Origin of the sequence: Pseudarthrobacter sp. S6, from assembly GCF_050156575.1 — a bacterium.
In the GTDB taxonomy this organism is placed as follows: Bacteria; Actinomycetota; Actinomycetes; order Actinomycetales; family Micrococcaceae; genus Arthrobacter.
The window spans coordinates 3,835,152-3,850,610 of sequence record NZ_CP189581.1; the positions used below are offsets into that span (position 1 = coordinate 3,835,152).

Annotated in this window: 12 protein-coding genes and 1 pseudogene; 7 read left to right on the forward strand and 6 right to left on the reverse strand. The window is 66.8% G+C overall.

Translation table 11 applies throughout. The features are described 5' to 3' along the window. The first annotated feature begins 10 nt into the window (after positions 1-10). Genes ACQCS0_RS18430 through ACQCS0_RS18450 form a run of 5 tightly spaced genes read left to right on the forward strand, consistent with a single transcriptional unit; the run spans position 11 to position 6,144 of the window. Positions 11-910 carry a MurR/RpiR family transcriptional regulator gene (locus tag ACQCS0_RS18430; RefSeq protein ID WP_354154454.1) on the forward strand — a complete coding sequence of 300 codons (900 nt, stop codon included), beginning with the start codon at positions 11-13 and terminating at the stop codon, positions 908-910. A 51-nt stretch (positions 911-961) separates the two neighbouring features. Further along, positions 962-1,873, forward strand: coding sequence for an NAD(P)-dependent oxidoreductase (locus tag ACQCS0_RS18435; RefSeq protein ID WP_354154453.1), 912 nt, complete (start codon positions 962-964; stop codon positions 1,871-1,873). A gap of 54 nt (positions 1,874-1,927) precedes the next feature. Next, entirely contained in the window at positions 1,928-3,475 is a 1,548-nt protein-coding gene (locus ACQCS0_RS18440; RefSeq protein ID WP_354154452.1) for an aldehyde dehydrogenase family protein, read from the forward strand. A gap of 54 nt (positions 3,476-3,529) precedes the next feature. After that, entirely contained in the window at positions 3,530-4,756 is a 1,227-nt protein-coding gene (locus ACQCS0_RS18445; RefSeq protein WP_354154451.1) for an amidohydrolase, read from the forward strand. After that, positions 4,753-6,144: a DUF3100 domain-containing protein gene (locus tag ACQCS0_RS18450; protein WP_354154450.1), complete on the forward strand. Its 1,392-nt coding sequence runs from the start codon at positions 4,753-4,755 to the stop codon at positions 6,142-6,144. Before ACQCS0_RS18445 ends, ACQCS0_RS18450 begins: the two co-directional genes overlap by 4 nt. A 132-nt stretch (positions 6,145-6,276) precedes the next feature. Here the strand turns inward: ACQCS0_RS18450 and ACQCS0_RS18455 are convergent, their stop codons facing one another. The 4 genes from ACQCS0_RS18455 to ACQCS0_RS18470 form a co-directional block, all read right to left on the reverse strand. After that, the gene (locus ACQCS0_RS18455; protein ID WP_354154449.1) at positions 6,277-6,945 is read right to left on the reverse strand and encodes a GntR family transcriptional regulator; all 669 of its coding nucleotides are present in this window, start codon (positions 6,943-6,945) and stop codon (positions 6,277-6,279) included. A 44-nt stretch (positions 6,946-6,989) separates the two neighbouring features. Next, the gene (locus ACQCS0_RS18460) at positions 6,990-7,976 is read right to left on the reverse strand and encodes an ornithine cyclodeaminase family protein (RefSeq protein ID WP_354154448.1); all 987 of its coding nucleotides are present in this window, start codon (positions 7,974-7,976) and stop codon (positions 6,990-6,992) included. A 96-nt stretch (positions 7,977-8,072) separates the two neighbouring features. Next, positions 8,073-9,407, reverse strand: a complete 1,335-nt coding sequence (locus ACQCS0_RS18465; protein WP_354154447.1) for an amidohydrolase family protein — start codon at positions 9,405-9,407, stop codon at positions 8,073-8,075. Between the two features lie 189 nt (positions 9,408-9,596). After that, a complete protein-coding gene (locus tag ACQCS0_RS18470; RefSeq protein WP_354154446.1) occupies positions 9,597-11,084 on the reverse strand; it encodes an amidohydrolase family protein in 1,488 nt (495 codons plus the stop codon). Between the two features lie 144 nt (positions 11,085-11,228). On the opposite strand from ACQCS0_RS18470, the gene ACQCS0_RS18475 reads away from it, so the two are divergent. Together ACQCS0_RS18475 and ACQCS0_RS18480 are read left to right on the forward strand one after the other, a co-directional pair. After that, the gene (locus tag ACQCS0_RS18475; RefSeq protein WP_354154445.1) at positions 11,229-12,686 is read left to right on the forward strand and encodes a DUF3100 domain-containing protein; all 1,458 of its coding nucleotides are present in this window, start codon (positions 11,229-11,231) and stop codon (positions 12,684-12,686) included. Positions 12,687-12,787: 101 nt separating this feature from the next. Continuing rightward, positions 12,788-14,035 (forward strand): amidohydrolase family protein, encoded by a 1,248-nt coding sequence (locus tag ACQCS0_RS18480; RefSeq protein ID WP_354154444.1) that lies wholly within the window; start codon positions 12,788-12,790, stop codon positions 14,033-14,035. Between the two features lie 46 nt (positions 14,036-14,081). Here the strand turns inward: ACQCS0_RS18480 and ACQCS0_RS18485 are convergent, their stop codons facing one another. Together ACQCS0_RS18485 and ACQCS0_RS18490 are read right to left on the reverse strand one after the other, a co-directional pair. Beyond that, a complete protein-coding gene (locus tag ACQCS0_RS18485; RefSeq protein WP_354154443.1) occupies positions 14,082-14,825 on the reverse strand; it encodes a GPP34 family phosphoprotein in 744 nt (247 codons plus the stop codon). 351 nt (positions 14,826-15,176) lie between these two features. Then, positions 15,177-15,344, reverse strand: a pseudogene (locus ACQCS0_RS18490) (alpha-L-arabinofuranosidase); the annotation flags it as partial. Between the last annotated feature and the right edge of the window lie 115 nt (positions 15,345-15,459).

A 15,459-nucleotide genomic window follows, 5' to 3' on the forward strand; every position in this document is an offset into this window, starting at 1 on the left:
GAGGTCCGGTTTGAACACCCACGCGGTCGATCTTGAAGCCGGTACAGCAGGCGACAGCAGCTCCGGAAACCTTACGCACGCCTGGCTCGGCGACGTGTTCCCCGATGTTCCGCTGTCCAAGGCCCAGAGCCGGGTGGTGGATGTCATCGGCCGCAATCCGCAGCTTTCCTCCTACGCCGACATCGCCGAAATTGCCCAGCGCGCCGATGTCAACAACTCCACGGTAGTCCGCGCCGCCCAGCACCTGGGCTACCGCGGCTGGCCCGACCTCCAGCGGGAACTGCGCGCCCGGTACCTCGTGATGATCTCCACCGAGGACACCCTAACCGAGCACGGCGAACACCGCAGCCCCCTGCACGACGCGATCAACCACGACATCGAGAACCTGCGCCTGACGCTGGACTCCAACACAGCCGACGACGCCGAGGCCGCCATTGCTGCCATGGCAGCCGCGAAGTCCATCACCGTCATCGGGCTTGGCTCGTTTGCCGGGCCCGCCAGCGTCATGGCACACCTGGGTTCCACTATGGGCTACCCCATCACCCTGGAGAACCGCGGCGGCGTCCACCTCGCCTCCAGCACCAACACCCTTGGCCCCGGGGATGTACTGGTGGTCATCAACATGTGGCGCTCCATCCGGCAGATCATTGTCACCGCCGAGGCAGCGAAGCAGGCGGGCGCCACGGTCATTGCCATCAGCGACATGCGCCGCGGCCGCCTCGCAGCAGCGGCCGACCACCTCCTGGTGGTGGCATCGGAAGGGATCTCCTTCTTCCAGTCCGTCACCGGAGCAAACTCCCTGGTCTACGGCCTGCTCGCGGGCATGGAGGCGGCGCACCCCGAACGCAGCCGCACCGCCATCCGCCGCACCCAGCAGCTCTGGAAAGACCTGGACATCTATCTCGACTGACCCCGGCACCAATGACAGGCCCCACACCGCATACCTTTCCCGGGAGTTTTTATGAACACCAGCACCCACCGCCGCGTCGCCGTCATAGGCCTCGGCGCCATGGGCGGGGCGATGGCCGCCGCCCTCCACCGCGCAGGCTGGGACGTCACCGGTTTCGACCCTTCAGACAGCGCCCGGGCTGCCGCTTCCGAAGCAGGAATCGCCACCACCGCCAACCTCGCGGACGTCGCCGGAACCGCCTACGCAGTCCTCTCCCTCCCCGCGGCCAGCATCGTGGAAACCACTGTGCCCCAGCTCCTGGCAGCACCGGGAACCGTCGCAATCATCGATACCACCACCTCCGAACCGGGCACCAGCAAGCACATGGCAGAGCTGGCGGAAGCACGGGGGGCAGCCTTTGTGGACGCGCCGGTCTCCGGTGGCCGCGACGGCGCCGCAACCGGATCCCTGAGCGCCTTCGTCGGAGCGACGGACGCCGCCCTCGCAGCGGCCGAGCCAGTCCTGCTCGCCCTCACCGGCGGCAAGTACAGCCACATCGGCGGCCCCGGCAGCGGCAACGTGATCAAACTCCTCAACAACGTCCTGGCCGCGGCCAACCTGGTCTCCGTGGGTGAGGCCCTCGGCGTCGCCAAGGCCTACGGCATCGATCCCGCCACGGCCGCGGCCAGCATCAGCGAAGCCTCCGGCGGCAGCAAAGTCTCCGCGAACATGTATCCGAACTGGGTCCTCAGCGGCACCCACAATTCGGGCTTCTCGCTGGGCCTGATGGCACGCGATGCCGCCCTCGCCGTGGAGGTGGCCGCGCAGATCGGCGAAAAGCCGGCGCTGCTCGCCGCCGTCGCAGGCCAGTGGCAGGAGGCCTTGGCCGTCCTCGGGCCGCGGGCCGACTTCACCGAAATCGCCAGGACCGTCGCCCCTGCCATCACGCCCGCCGGCGCCCCCAGCACCAGCCCGGACAACTAAGCACCGCTCCCGTCGCTTAAGCAGCCACTCCCCCAGCCTCAAAGGATCACCACATTGAGCATCACCACAGCACCCACCTCCTCCTCGGCAGCCACCGCCCGGGCCGTCCTGGACGCAGCCTTCCCGGCCGGCCTCGGCGCCTTCGTTGACGGCAAAGTAGTCTCCGGCAGCGGCAAGAGCATCACGCTCACCGCGGCCGCCACCGGCGAACCCTTTGCCACCTACGCGGACCCCGGCGCCGAGGGTGCCAACGCCATCCTGGAAAGCTCGACGGCGGGCGCAGCGGTCTGGGGCGGGCTGAACGGGTTCGAACGGGCAGCCATCCTCCGCAACGTCAGCCGCTTTGTGGAGGCACACGCGGAGGAACTGGCCATCCTCGAGTCCGCCACCACCGGAAAACCCATCCGTGACGCCCGCGTCGAAGCCGCCAAGGTGGCCGAGATGTTCGGCTACTACGCCGGCTGGGCGGACAAGCTGACCGGGCAGACCATTCCCGTTCCCGGGCCGTGGCACACCTACACGGAGCGAGTCCCGTGGGGCGTCGTGGTCGCCATCACCCCCTGGAATGCTCCGCTGTTCACGGCGGGCTGGAACTCCGCCGCACCGCTGGCCGCCGGCAATGCCGTGATGATCAAGCCCAGCGAATTCACCCCGGCCTCCTCGGTCCGGCTCGCCCAGCTGGCCCACGAAGCAGGGCTGCCGGCAGGCGTCTTCAACGTAGCGGCAGGACTGGGCCAGACCGTGGGCGCCGCCCTCACCACCGACCGGCGCGTCGGCAAGATCAGCTTCATCGGCTCCGTCCCCACCGGCCGCCGGGTGGCCGTAGCGGCAGCGCAGGCCGGGATTCCCGCCCTGCTGGAACTCGGCGGCAAGAGCGCCAACATCGTGTTCGCCGACGCCGACCTGGACCGGGCCGCCGACGGCGCCGTCTCGGCGATCTTCTCCGGCGCCGGCCAGTCTTGCGTGGCCGGATCACGGCTCCTGGTGGAGCGCAGCGTCCACGCCCAGTTCGTTGAAATGGTCGCCCACCGGGCTGCGCGGCTACGGCTCGGCGACCCGCTGAGCGCGGACACCGAGGTGGGCCCCATCATCACCGCCCAGCAGTTCGCCACCGTCAACACCCTGATTGAGGCCGGAATGCACGACGGCGGCCGCCGGGTCACGGGGGCCGCGCTTCCGGAGGCGCTGGCCGGGTCCGCGCTGGCCGGCGGGCACTGGGTCATGCCCACGCTGCTCGATGGCGTCACACCGTCGAACCGCCTCGAAACCACGGAGGTCTTCGGCCCCGTGGTGGGCGCGGACGCGTTCGACACCGAGGCCGAGGCCATCGCGCGGGCCAACAACACCAACTTCGGCTTGGCTGGTGCCGTGTGGACCTCGGATGTTTCCCGGGCGCACCACATTGCCCGCGAGGTGAAGGCCGGTACGTTCTGGATCAACTCCTATAAAACCATCCACGTGGCGGTCCCGTTCGGCGGCTTCGGCGATTCCGGCCACGGCCGTTCCTCCGGCCCCGGGGTCCTGGACGAGTACACCCAGACGAAGGCCATCTGGGTGCCCACGCGGGCGGCAGACTCCCCCTTCCCGTCGCTGTCCTACTAAAGCGTCCTACTAAATCGTCCTCCTCATGCGTCCAACTGAAGCAGGCAGGTATTTATGGAACTGACAGACACAACCCCCGCGATGGCGGCTCTCCGCGGGGCCCTCGCGGACGGCGTCGAACGCTGGAAGCCCCGGGTGCAGGACCTGGCGCGGGAAATCCACGCCCACAGGGAGGTCTCGTTCGAGGAAGTCCGCTCGGCCGAGGCCATCGCGGCCCTGTTGGCAGAGGGCGGCTTTGCGGTGGAGCGCGGCACGGGGGGCCTGCCCACCGCGTTCACAGCGAGCGCCGGCCGCGGTGAACTGACCGTCGCGCTGTGCGTGGAATACGACGCACTCCCGGGCATCGGCCACGCCTGCGGGCACAACCTGATCGCGGGCGCCTCCGTCGCAGCGGCCCTTGCGCTGCAGCCCTACGTCGACGAACTGGGCATCACGCTGAAGGCCATCGGAACGCCCGCCGAGGAACACGGCGGCGGCAAGGTGCTCATGCTGGAACAGGGGGCGTTCGACGGCGTCGGGCTGGCTTTGATGGTCCATCCCGTCCAGGACGGCCTGACGTACAACCCCGCGGGGACCAGCGCCCAGGCCGTGGGCCGGTACAAGGCGACGTTCACCGGGAAGGCCGCGCACGCTGCGGCAGCCCCGCACCAGGCCGTGAACGCGGCAGACGCCGCCGTGCTGAGCCAGGTGGCCGTCGGCCTGCTCCGGCAGCAGATCCCCGGCGACCACCGCATCGCGCTGTACGTTGCCGAGGCCGGCCACGTCACGAACATCATTCCGGACCGGGCGGTGGTCCAGTTTGAGTGCCGGGCCTTCACCCTGCCGGAATACGAGGCGCTGCTGGAGCGGGTCCGCCGCTGCTTCGAGGGAGCCGCGCTGGCCACCGGAACCACGCTGGCCATCGAGGCAACGGAGCCCCTCTACGAGCCGCTGCTCCAGGACGACGCCCTGGCTGCGCACTGGACGGCGGCGATGGACGCGTTCGGCAAGGACACATCCCCGTCGGCCGGCCTCAGCGGCGGGTCAACCGACATGGGCAACATCTCCCAGGTCATCCCGTCCCTGCATCCCTGGCTCAGCATTCCCGGGGCCAACGTACCCATCCACTCGCACGCGTTCGCCGCGCTGGCCGACACCTCCGAGGCGTACGGCGTGATGTTCGAGGCAGCCACCGCGCTGGCCTGGACCGTCGCCGCCGCGGCCTCGACCCCCACCGAACGGGAACGCTTCACCAAAGCGGCATACCGCCGTCGTACTCTCACCCAGGAAGGCACATCATGAGTACCAGCACCACAACCACGCGGATCGATAAAGCTGGTGCCCGGCTGACGCTTCCGGTCGCCGCGCTGGCCTTTGTCATTGCGCTGGCCGTCCAGTTCATCGGCCAGGCCAAGATCGATATCGGAATCGGCGCCATCGTCATCTTCCCCATGGTCTGGGGCCTCATCCTGGGGCTCCTGGTCTCCATCCAGAAGTTCAAGCCCCTGGGCCTGGACCTGCAGCGGATCGCCGCTGCGCTGGTGGGCGTGGCCGTGCTGCTGCTGGTGGCCAGGCTGGCGTTCAACATCGGGCCCAGCCTCCCCAGCCTGATCAAAGCAGGGCCGGCCCTGCTGCTGCAGGAAGTGGGGCACCTGCTGGGCACCGTCATGCTGGCGCTCCCCCTGGCCGTCCTGCTCCGGATGGGCAAGGCAACGGTGGGCGCTACGTTCTCCCTTGACCGGGAGCCTTCCTTCGCCATGGTCTCCGAAAAGTACGGCCCCGACTCGGACCAGTACCGCGGAGTGCTGGCCATGTACGTCTTCGGAACGCTGTTCGGCGCCGTGTACATCACGCTGCTCACCTCACTGGTGGCCAACTGGAAGATCTTCGATCCGCTGGCCCTGGCGATGGGCGCCGGCGTAGGATCCGGCTCCATGATGGCGGCGTCCTCGGCCAGTATCATCGCGGCCTATCCGGCGGACCAGGAAGCCATCCTGGGCATGGCGGCGGTGTCCAACCTGATCACCACCATCCTTGGCGTCTACGTAGGCATCTACATTGCGCTGCCGCTTGCGGACCGTTTCTACAAGCTCCTCACCCGCCGGCAGACCCGCGAAGCCGCCGCGGTTGCAGCCGGGGCTCCAGGCGCACCCGGGGCCCCCGCCGAGCGCGGCCTGGCCGACATTGAGCGGGAAGAGGCCCAGGCCGAAGAAAACCGGCGCTTCCGCGAGCGCGTGGCTGAATCCTCCGCAGCCATCAAGCTCCCGCTGTGGCTGTCCCTGTCGGTCCTGACGGTCCTCGGCATCGGCACGGCGTCGGTGGCGGCCAAGGGCTTCAGCCTCACGATCGTCGGCGGGTACGGCATTATGCTCGCACTGGTCCTGGTCAGCATCGCGCTGGCGAAGGTCACCAAGAAGATCTCGGCGATCGTCTACATCACCACGATCGGTGCCTACATCTCCAGCCCGTGGTTCTTCGGGGCGGAGGCGCTCACAACGGTCATCAAGACGGTCGACTTCCTGTCCATCGCCACGGTGATGCTGACGCTCGCGGGCCTGTCGCTTGGTAAGGACATCCCCTTGTTGAAGAACATCGGCTGGAAGATCATTCCCGTGGGCCTGGTGGCCATCACCTCGTCCTTCCTCCTCTCCACCGTCATCGCGGAGTTCGCCCTCGGGCTCTGGCACTAACATGCAACGCGGGGTCACTTACGGCCCAATAATGGGCACCTATTGGGCCAAAAGTGACCCCGCGTTGGGCCACCCCTCCCCGCTGCTTTCGCGGCCAAGGTGAGCTGACGACGGCGGGACCTCCCGCCGTCGTCAGCTTTCGGGCAGGCGCCCGGCCAGTCCTTGGAGCGACGGTTCACGGCCCAGCTCCACATGCGCGAAGGCCAGCGCCGCCGCCAGATCCGGCTTGCCGTCATAAATGGCCTGGCACAGGCTCAGGTGCTCCGCACACTGAACCTGGGGGTCACGGTGCCCGGTCAAAGTGAAGAGCCACTGCATCCTGCCCAGCAGGGGCTTCATGGAGTACTCCAGCAGCGAGTTGCCCCCCATCGCCACGATCTCTGCGTGCAGGGCCGTATTGCTGAGAGGGATCTGCGCATGGTCGTGGCGCAGGGTTGCTTCTTCTGCCTGGCCCATCATTTGCTGCAGCCGCGACCACGGCTGGCCTCTTGCCGAGGCCTGGGCCGCGAGGCGTGCGGCGAGGACTTCCAGGCTGAGCCGCACCTCAAAGAGCTCGTTGACGTCGCGCAGGGTGATCTGCTTGACGGTGGCACCACGCCGGGGGGAGGCGTCAATGAAGCCTTCGGCTTCGAGCTGCTGGAGGGCTTCCCGGACGGGCACCCGGGAAACAGCCAGAGTCTGGGACAGCTCACGCTCCCTGAGCCGGGACCCTGGCGCGAAGTCACCTGAGATGATCAACTCCCGGATCCGTTCCCGGGCAGTATCAGCCGAGGACGCCGGGGCTTCCGCTTGGACTGCCATCCATTCCTCCCGTTATTGCTGCGACATCATACGTGCGCGCTTAGTCAGTTATTCAGCTCCACGCGGGTGCCCACCCCTTGATTGAGCGCAGCGTCATACAGGAGCCGCCCGATGGCAAGATCCTGCAGACCGATACCCACCGAGTTGAACAAGGTTACGTCCTCATCCCCCAGGCGTCCTGCTTTTGTCCCCGCCGCCACGTCACCGAGCTCGGCTTCCACATCCTCAAAGCTCATCACACCTTCGGCCACCGGGATGATCAGCCCCCCGGATTTAGCCCTGGCCGTGGCCATGCTGTCCACGAATACCCTGGCCCTCACCATGCCCGCCGAATCAATCTCCCGGTGGTCCGCCCGCGGACGGGATCCGACGGCGTTCACGTGCAGTCCGGGCTGGAACCACTCGCCCCTAACCACCGGCTCTACCGCCGGCGTGAGGGTGCACAGCACATCGGCAGCCTCCACCACTTCCCGGACGCTGTCCGCCCTCGTGACGTTCAGGCCGTAATGGGAAATCTGGTCACAGAAGGCGGCGACCGTGTCCGCGGAACGTGACCACACCACGACGTTTTCAATGGGCAGGACGGCCAGCATGGCTTCCACGTGTGCCACGGCCAGGGCACCTGCACCGACCAGTCCCAGGGTGGTGCTGCCGGGCCTCGCGAGGAGCTTCGTCGCCACGGCACTGGCGGCGGCAGTGCGGACCCGGGTGGGGACTTTGCCGTCCAGGATGGCCAGGGTTTCGCCGGTTAGCTGGGAGACAAGCATGATGGTGGACCGCTGCGTGGGCAGGCCGGACTCCCGGTTTGCCGGGATGTCCGCCAGTAGTTTGACGGACGCGAGCTCCTCGGCGCTGGACAGTGCTGCCATCGGCAGGAACCTCGCGTCCGAGGACGGCAGGAGGAGCGAGTCCGGCGCCGGCTGAATGGCAGTGCCCCGGCTGAGGCCGGCAAAGACGCGTTCGACGGCGGCAATGGTCCCAGGCATATCGGCGAGGGTCTGGAGCTCGGAGGCTTTAAGAATCAAGGTCATGGGTGGCTTTCTGGGTTGGAAGGGCGCGTTTGCCCGGGTGGCTCGGGCAGGAGGAAGGTGGGAGGGGACAGCGTCGCGCTTGTCCGTAACGACCGATCAGAGGTCATTCCGTATAACGACTCCCTGCGCCACCACTACCCTGATTTCTTCCAGGGCCGAGGCACTGTTCAAGGGATCAGAATCCACGATGATCGCGTCTGCAAAGAAACCGCGGACCAGGCGTCCTGCACTCTCACTCCAGCCGAGCAGGGCGGCGGCGTTGACTGTCGCGGCCCGTAACGCGTCCAGCGGTGAAAGCCCGGCCTCAGCAAGCAGACGCGCTTCTGTGCCTATGGGGGTCACATCGGAACCGAAGGAGTCCGTCCCTGCTACCACCGTCACACCGGCTTCATGGGCAGCCCTTACAGCTGCTTTGATGATGGGCGTGTACTCCGCGCCGCGGGCGGCAAGGATCGGGTTGGAAGAACCTGCCATGCTCGTGATGGCGTCCAATGTGGGTGTGAAGTAAGTGCCACTGCGGGCCATCCGGGAGATGGTCTCCTCGCTGACGAAGACGCCGTGCTCGATGCTGCGCACACCGGCCCGGACGGCACCGTCTATCCCCTCTGCGCTGTAGGCGTGGCAAAGCACACCTGCTTTGCCTGCGGCCTTAACCACCGCGGAGAGCTGGTCGTGGTTGTAGACCAGTTCGCGGGGGTCTTGTTCCGCCAGGCCGGCCCGCGGGTTGGCCCGGGTCTTGATCACTTGGGCACCGCGTTTCAGGTTGACGCGGGTGAGGTAAGCAAGGTCCGTCGGTTCTGAGACTCCCCCGGACAAGGCCGCGAGCGGCGCAAGCTCCGGGTCAGCGAGGAGCGAGTCCCCCAGATCGGGTGAGATGAACAGCCCGGCGGGACTCATCCGCGGCGAGGCGCCGGCAGCCCAGGCAGGCAGGGCTGCGAGGGCCACGTCCTGATAGAAGCTGCTTGAACCACTTCTGACGCTGGTCGCTCCGCCCTGCAGGATGGCCCGTGCATCCGAGAGCGCGTTCGCATGAACATGCACGTCGATGAGGCCGGGAAGGACCCACCGGCCGGAGGCATCCACGATGCGGGCACGGCCGGCAAGGGCGGCTACCGCACGCCGTGTTTCCTCCCGGGTGCCGGCCGCGGTGACCTTGCCTCCTTCCAGCACAAGGACCCCGTCCTGCACTGCGTTGCCCGTCTTGGGGTCCACTATGGTGCCGCCCTCGATGATCATCGGCGGGGGCGACGCGGGGCGGGCAGGGTAGCCGGGGCCTGACGCGTTGTCCGCTGCCCTCGCGGCCGGGGCACTTCCGAGCTGGGCAGCCAGACTCGCCACCGAGATTCCCGCCAGGGCGGCCGCCCCGGCCAGGATGCCGCGGCGGGGAACAGTTGGTGGCAGGACAGCGGAGGTGTGATCGTGCAGGCACATTGTTCTCTCCAATGAGAAAGGCCCTTGCGCAGGAGCGCGGGTCCGCTGTCAATAGGTCAAAATCATGGTTCCACCGAGGGCGGATAGGCTTCCACCACAGCGTGCCGGAAGCCCTCGAGTAACTTCATTCTATCGCTTTTGGTATACCAAACCAAGAGTGACCGAATGATGAGCCGAAGGTTGCGGTCGTTACCGGGCAGCCATCGGCTGATCGACTTCCGCGCGTGGATAGGTGGGCGGAAACAGCTCGTCAGGCTCCCGGAGCCGGGCGTCCCGTACCGAGTAGGCCGCCCGCATCGCGTCGAACAGCCGCTGCCCATCAACCCGCAGCGCGTCGAGGTCTATGCCGGGCAGGGCGCCGCCAACCACGACCGGGCGCCCTGCCACGAAGGTGTCGGTCACCTGGCGTGCGGTCCCGTTGAGCACAAGCGTCCGCAGCGGGTCTTCGACGACGCCGTCGCCGAAGTTGGTCAGGGACACCACCGTAATGTCGGCCTGCATGCCGGGGGCAAGCCTCCCCAAGTCAGCCCGTCCGAGGGCCCGTGCGCCGCCGAGGGTCGCGGCATCGAAATAGTCCGCCAGGGTCCCGGCGTCAGGCCTCCCCTCAACCAGCCGGGTCAGGTGCATGCCAGCGTCCATGCCGCGCACAAGATCCGGCGGGAAGGAGTCAGTACCCAGGCAAATGTTGATGCCTGCCTCGCGGAAACGGTCGAATGAAACAAGTTGCTTCTGGTAGCGGAACGATGTCAGCGGGCAATGGACAATGCTGACGCCGTGGCGGGCCAGCGTGTCAAGCGGGCCGCCCGGCGCTGACGCGGCGGGGTCCTTGCCGTCGATCACCACACCATGCGGGATGAGAAGCCGCGCGCCGAACAGGCCTGTGGATTCGAGCAGTTCCAGGACGCCTCGGCCAGCGGATTGCTGCAGGAACTCCTCCTCGAGCGGGGACTGGAGGCAGTGCAGCCGGACCAGCGCGTCCCGCTCCCTAGCTATCTGCGCCGTCTGCCGCATGAGGTCTTCGGACAGCGTCTCAATGCGGCACGGCAGCAGGGCCCCGGTGACGAGCGGGTCCGCGAGACCCGCGGCGTAGTCCATGAAGCGCTCTGCGTCGCGCAGGCCCGCAAGCCCCCGGGCCTCGTCGAAGTGGACCTCGCGGTCGCCTGCGGCGGTGATGACATGGACCCCGGAACGGTAGGCCGGCCCCAGGTAGCCGCGCAGTCCGATCCGGCGGCTTGTCTCTGCCATGTCCACGATCTCATCGAGGCCTTCGGCCCAGGAACTGTGGATTTCCGAGGCGATCGGCATGTAGGTCGTGATGCCGTGCAGGGCGAGCTGCGCCAAGGCGAACTCGCGGACCGTGGCGCGCTCCGAGGGCGTGAACACGTCCCGGCGACGGTTGGCGAAGTAGTCCTCTGACCACAGATGGCCGGGGGCGACATCGGGCGAGGGCCACGAGTCCAGGATGAGGTGATCGATGTCGGCGAGGGCGTCGAGGTCTATCAGGCCGGGCATGACCAAACTCTGGCCATAGTCGCGCTCCTCATCGACCAGGCCCCCGTAGTTGCGCCCCACGAAGACGATGGAATCTTCGTCGAAGACAACTTCGCCGTCCTCGATGAGCGTGTGCCGTGTTCCGTCGAACCCCAGAACGTACCGGGCCGAGATTTTCTTGTACAACGCGCCTCCTTGGCGAACAGCGGATAAATGTGACTTGCCTCTCAATGGGTACGAGTATACAGTCACTTGGTATACCAAGAACAAGATTCCGCAAAGCGGGATGTTTTTGTTCTGAATCCTGCCCCCCCTCGAAAGGCCTGCGTCATGCGCAATGAAGCGAAGACCACAGGCGGCTCCGTGACCGCCCTTGTGGACGCGCCGCCGTCCCGTTCTTTCCGCGCCCGCCCCGCCCTGTGGCTGGTGATGATCGCACTCTCCACCGCCATCTGTGCCGCAGCCATCACGATCGGCACTCACAAGTTCCAGCTTGGCCCGGCCGCAATCGTCCTGATGCCCATCCTGTGGACCGTGCTCATCGGCGGATTCCTCGGTGTCCAGAAATGGAAACCGATCGGCGGGCGTGCGCGTGCGGTGTCCACCCACCTGATGGACGTATCCATAGTCTCCTTCCTGGCAGGTCTGGGCACTCAGATAGGCCCGTCGTTGACGAAGTTCACCGGCCTCGGCCCCGCGATACTCCTGCAGGAAGTGGGACACGTGGTGGGCACGGTGGTCCTGGCCCTGCCGGTCGCGGTGGCCCTTGGCCTGGGCCGCACTGCGATCGGCGCCACCTGGTCGATCGACCGTGAGTCCTACCTTGCCTTCGCCATCCAGCGCTTCGGCGTCCGCTCCCCCGAATACCGCGGCGTGTTCGCTGTGTGGGTGCTGGGCAGCGTTTTTGGCGCCGTGTTCATCTCCCTCCTGGCCGGTCTGCTCGGCGGAATGGACTTCTTTGATCCCAGGGCCCTCGCGTTGGGCCTGGGCCTGGGGTCCGCCTCCATGATGCTCGGGGGCGTGGGCGCCCTGTCCATCCTGTATCCGGAGATGGCTGGGGAGATCATGGCCCTCGCCGCACTGTCCAACCTCGTCACCAACATCGTCGGCTTCTACGCAGGTGTCTTCATCGCGCTGCCCATGTGCCAGAAGCTTTACAAGATGTGGTCCCGCATTTTCGGGCGGGACGATCTCGGCCGCCGTGTCCGCCGCGGCGCCCTCATGGGCGCTGTGACTGGAACCCAAGCGGGCAGGTCAGGCCCGGCTCACCCGGGCGGCGCAGCGCTCGAGTCCGGTGAGGCCTCGGGCATCGACACAGTGGACGTCAACAGCATCGAAGAAGACCCCGTTGTTGTCCGGACACCCAGGACGTGGCTCATCGCGTTCGCCGCGACCGGGGTGGCCGGCTTCCTGCTCAACGCCCTCGGCACAGGTTCACTGCTGCCACTGGATGCCGTCGGCGTCCTCATCCTGCTGGCCCTCACAGCCATCGCGCTTGTGCTCGCCAAGCTCGTCCCGGTGGTTCCGTCCAGCATCTGGGTCCTGGCTCTGGCCACCATTGCCTCCGCGACGTTCCTGCCCATCGGCCCCTTCGTCGCCTCCGCTACGCAGCACATCAGCGTCCTCTTCGCCGGCCTGCCCCTGATTGCCCTGATCGGCATGTCGCTTGGCCGTGACGTCAAGGCCCTGCGCTCACTGAGCTGGAAGATCGTCATCGTCGCCCTGATCACGTTCACGGCGAGCTTCGTCGCCGCAGCAGCCATCGCGCAGGCTGCCTTCCACTTCTAGTACACGCTGCTTCCAGTACATGCTGAGGTAGGGAGGCACCGGTCCCGCGGGATCGGTGCCTCCCCAGCCGTCATTCATTACCCAGCCGAAAGGAATGAACAATGCTCATTACCAACGTCCGCCCCTGGGGCGGGGACGCCGTAGACCTTGAAGTTCGCCAAGGGCGGATCGCGGCCGTTCACCCCGCGGGGACCGCCGTCGTAGCAGCAGACGCCGACGGCGGGGCGGTCGACGGCGGGGCGGTCGACGGACGGGGCCGGATCGCCGTGCCCGCGTTCACCGACGTGCACGTCCATCTCGACTCGACCAGGATCGGGCTGCCGTTCCGGGAGCACACAGCCTCGCCCGGCGTGTGGAACATGATGTGCAACGACCGGGAAAACTGGCGCGACACCCCCGTCCCCTACGTCGATGTAGTGCGGGGAACGCTGGAACGAATGATTGCGCGGGGCACCACTCGCGTCCGTTCCTACGCCCAGATCGACGTGGACTGCAAGCTTGAGCGCTTCGAGGCAGTCATGGCCGCGAAACAGCACTTCGCCTACGCCGCCGATGTAGAAGTCATGGCCTTCCCGCAGGCAGGCCTGCTGCTGGAGGACGGCACTGTCCCGCTCCTTGAGGAGGCCCTCCGCGCAGGTGCGACAACCATCGGCGGCATTGATCCCTGCCAGCTGGACCGGGACCCGGTCCGCCATCTGGACATCGTCTTCGGTCTGGCGGAGAAGTACGGCGTCGACGTCGACATTCATTTGCACGAGCCTGGCCACCTGGGGGTCTTCAGCGCGGAACTGATCTTCGAACGCACCCGTGCGTTGGGGATGGAGGGACACGTGTCGCTGTCCCACGCTTACGATCTCGCCAATGTCCACCCCGATGTGACCGCTCGGCTTGTGGAGCAGATGGCCGATCTCGACGTTGCCTGGGCGACGGTCGCCCCGGCAAGCGGCGGGTCGCAATTCGACCTCGCCCGGATGACCGAGGCGGGGATCCGTGTCGGTTTGGGCGAGGACGGGCAGAGGGACTACTGGAGCCCCTACGGCAATTGCGACATGCTCGACCGCACGTGGCAGTTGGCCTTCACGCACCGGCTGCGCAAGGACCGGCTGATCGAGCACTGCGCGGCGATCGCCACCGTCGGAGGCGCATCCATCATGGACCGAACCGTCCAGCGCCTCAGCAGTCCCGACGACCGGCCGGGCCTGGCTCCCGGAGATCGGGCGGACATCGTCCTGGTTGATGGCGAGACCATCACGAGCACCGTCATGGACCGCGGCGCCGACCGCACCGTCATCCACGATGGGCGGCTCGTCGCCGACAGCCTGGCGGTTCTTCCGAACCCGGCCGCATAAGGACGCCCTACGGCTCCCGTGCCTAGCTAGCGGTTTGCGGGCAGCTTCACAGGTTTGCCGCCTCTTGCTCCGCCAGCCTGATCATCCGAAGTTCGTCCTCCACCGCACGGGACGGCCAATAGTCCTTCGACAGCTCATTTGCCCGGGTCAGATCCGCTGCCGGGAAGAGCTTGCCGAGCAGTCCGGACGCCTGGAGCAGGGCGATCAGCACGATGGTCCTGGCGTCGGGTGCCTTGGTATCAGGCTTGGCAGCGGGCTTCGGGGAATCGGTCGCCACGGCGTCAGCCGTCCCGGCATCGGTCGCCGTGGTATCGGGCGCCTCAAGATCGGACGGCGCACCGCTGAGTGCGGCCTGGATCTTTTCCAGGAGCGCCGCCTCCGGAGCGTGGTCCTTCTCCGGGTACCGCACGGCCCGGAACCTGCCCAGGTGCTTTTCGCCGACATGTTCCACGATGCCCAGTGACGCCATCGCTTCGTAGACACGCTGCACTACGGCGCGGCCCTCCAACATGCCCACCCACCCCTTGGGGGTGTGGGGCCGGGATTTGCCACGGATGACTTCGAGCTCGCGCCGGAATTCTGTTTCCGGCACCTCGCCGGTGGCCCCGACGCGCTTCCCCTGCAGTTCGATCGCACCGATCAGGTCCAGCTCGGCCAATATTGCCCCTGCCACAGTGGTCCTGAGTGCGAACACCGGCACTTCGGGCTTTCCGTTCACGTCGTTCGTTGCCAGAAGGAGGAAGGCCTGGGGAAGGTTCAGCTCCGTCGCCTTCGGGGTTTCAACGTCCATACGAACATGGTGGCCCAGTTGGGCGCCCACCACAATGACGCGCGAATTAGCGGAAGCAGGAGCGGACGACGGCGGGACGTCCCGCCGTCGTCAGCTCAGAGTTGTGCGGCAATTGAGTTAGTTCTTGACGACCTCCAGATCCGATCACGGCGCCGGCAGCGCGAGCCGAAGTTCGGAGCCGCTCGCCTTCGCGCTTAGGTGGCCCGGAAACTGGCTCTCAGCGTCGAACCCGTCCGGCCCAGAGGAGGCTGCTCTCGATCAGAGACGGATTGCGCACAGCCTCCTCTGCGATTGATGTCCTCGCTCCGCCTAATGTCAGCTAAGTGGGCTCACATCAGATTGACATTTGTCACGGGGGTGCTCGCGCCAGCCCGCGTTGGCGACATTGTGCTGCTGGTCCTCGGTGTCCACGTCGCGCTGCGACCAGACGTTCCACTTGTCGAGGGACAGGTTGATGTGCCTTTTGTGTTTGCCCTTGGCACGCACTGCGTCAGCTGTGGCGATCACGGACTCGATAAAGCCGGTCCCGGGCGAGGCGCCCGGCCGGAAGATTGAGTCCAAGTGCACCGGATCATGGTGGCGTGAACAGCGATTGGGTCATGTGGTGGAAAGAAGCGCCACACGACCCAAACGC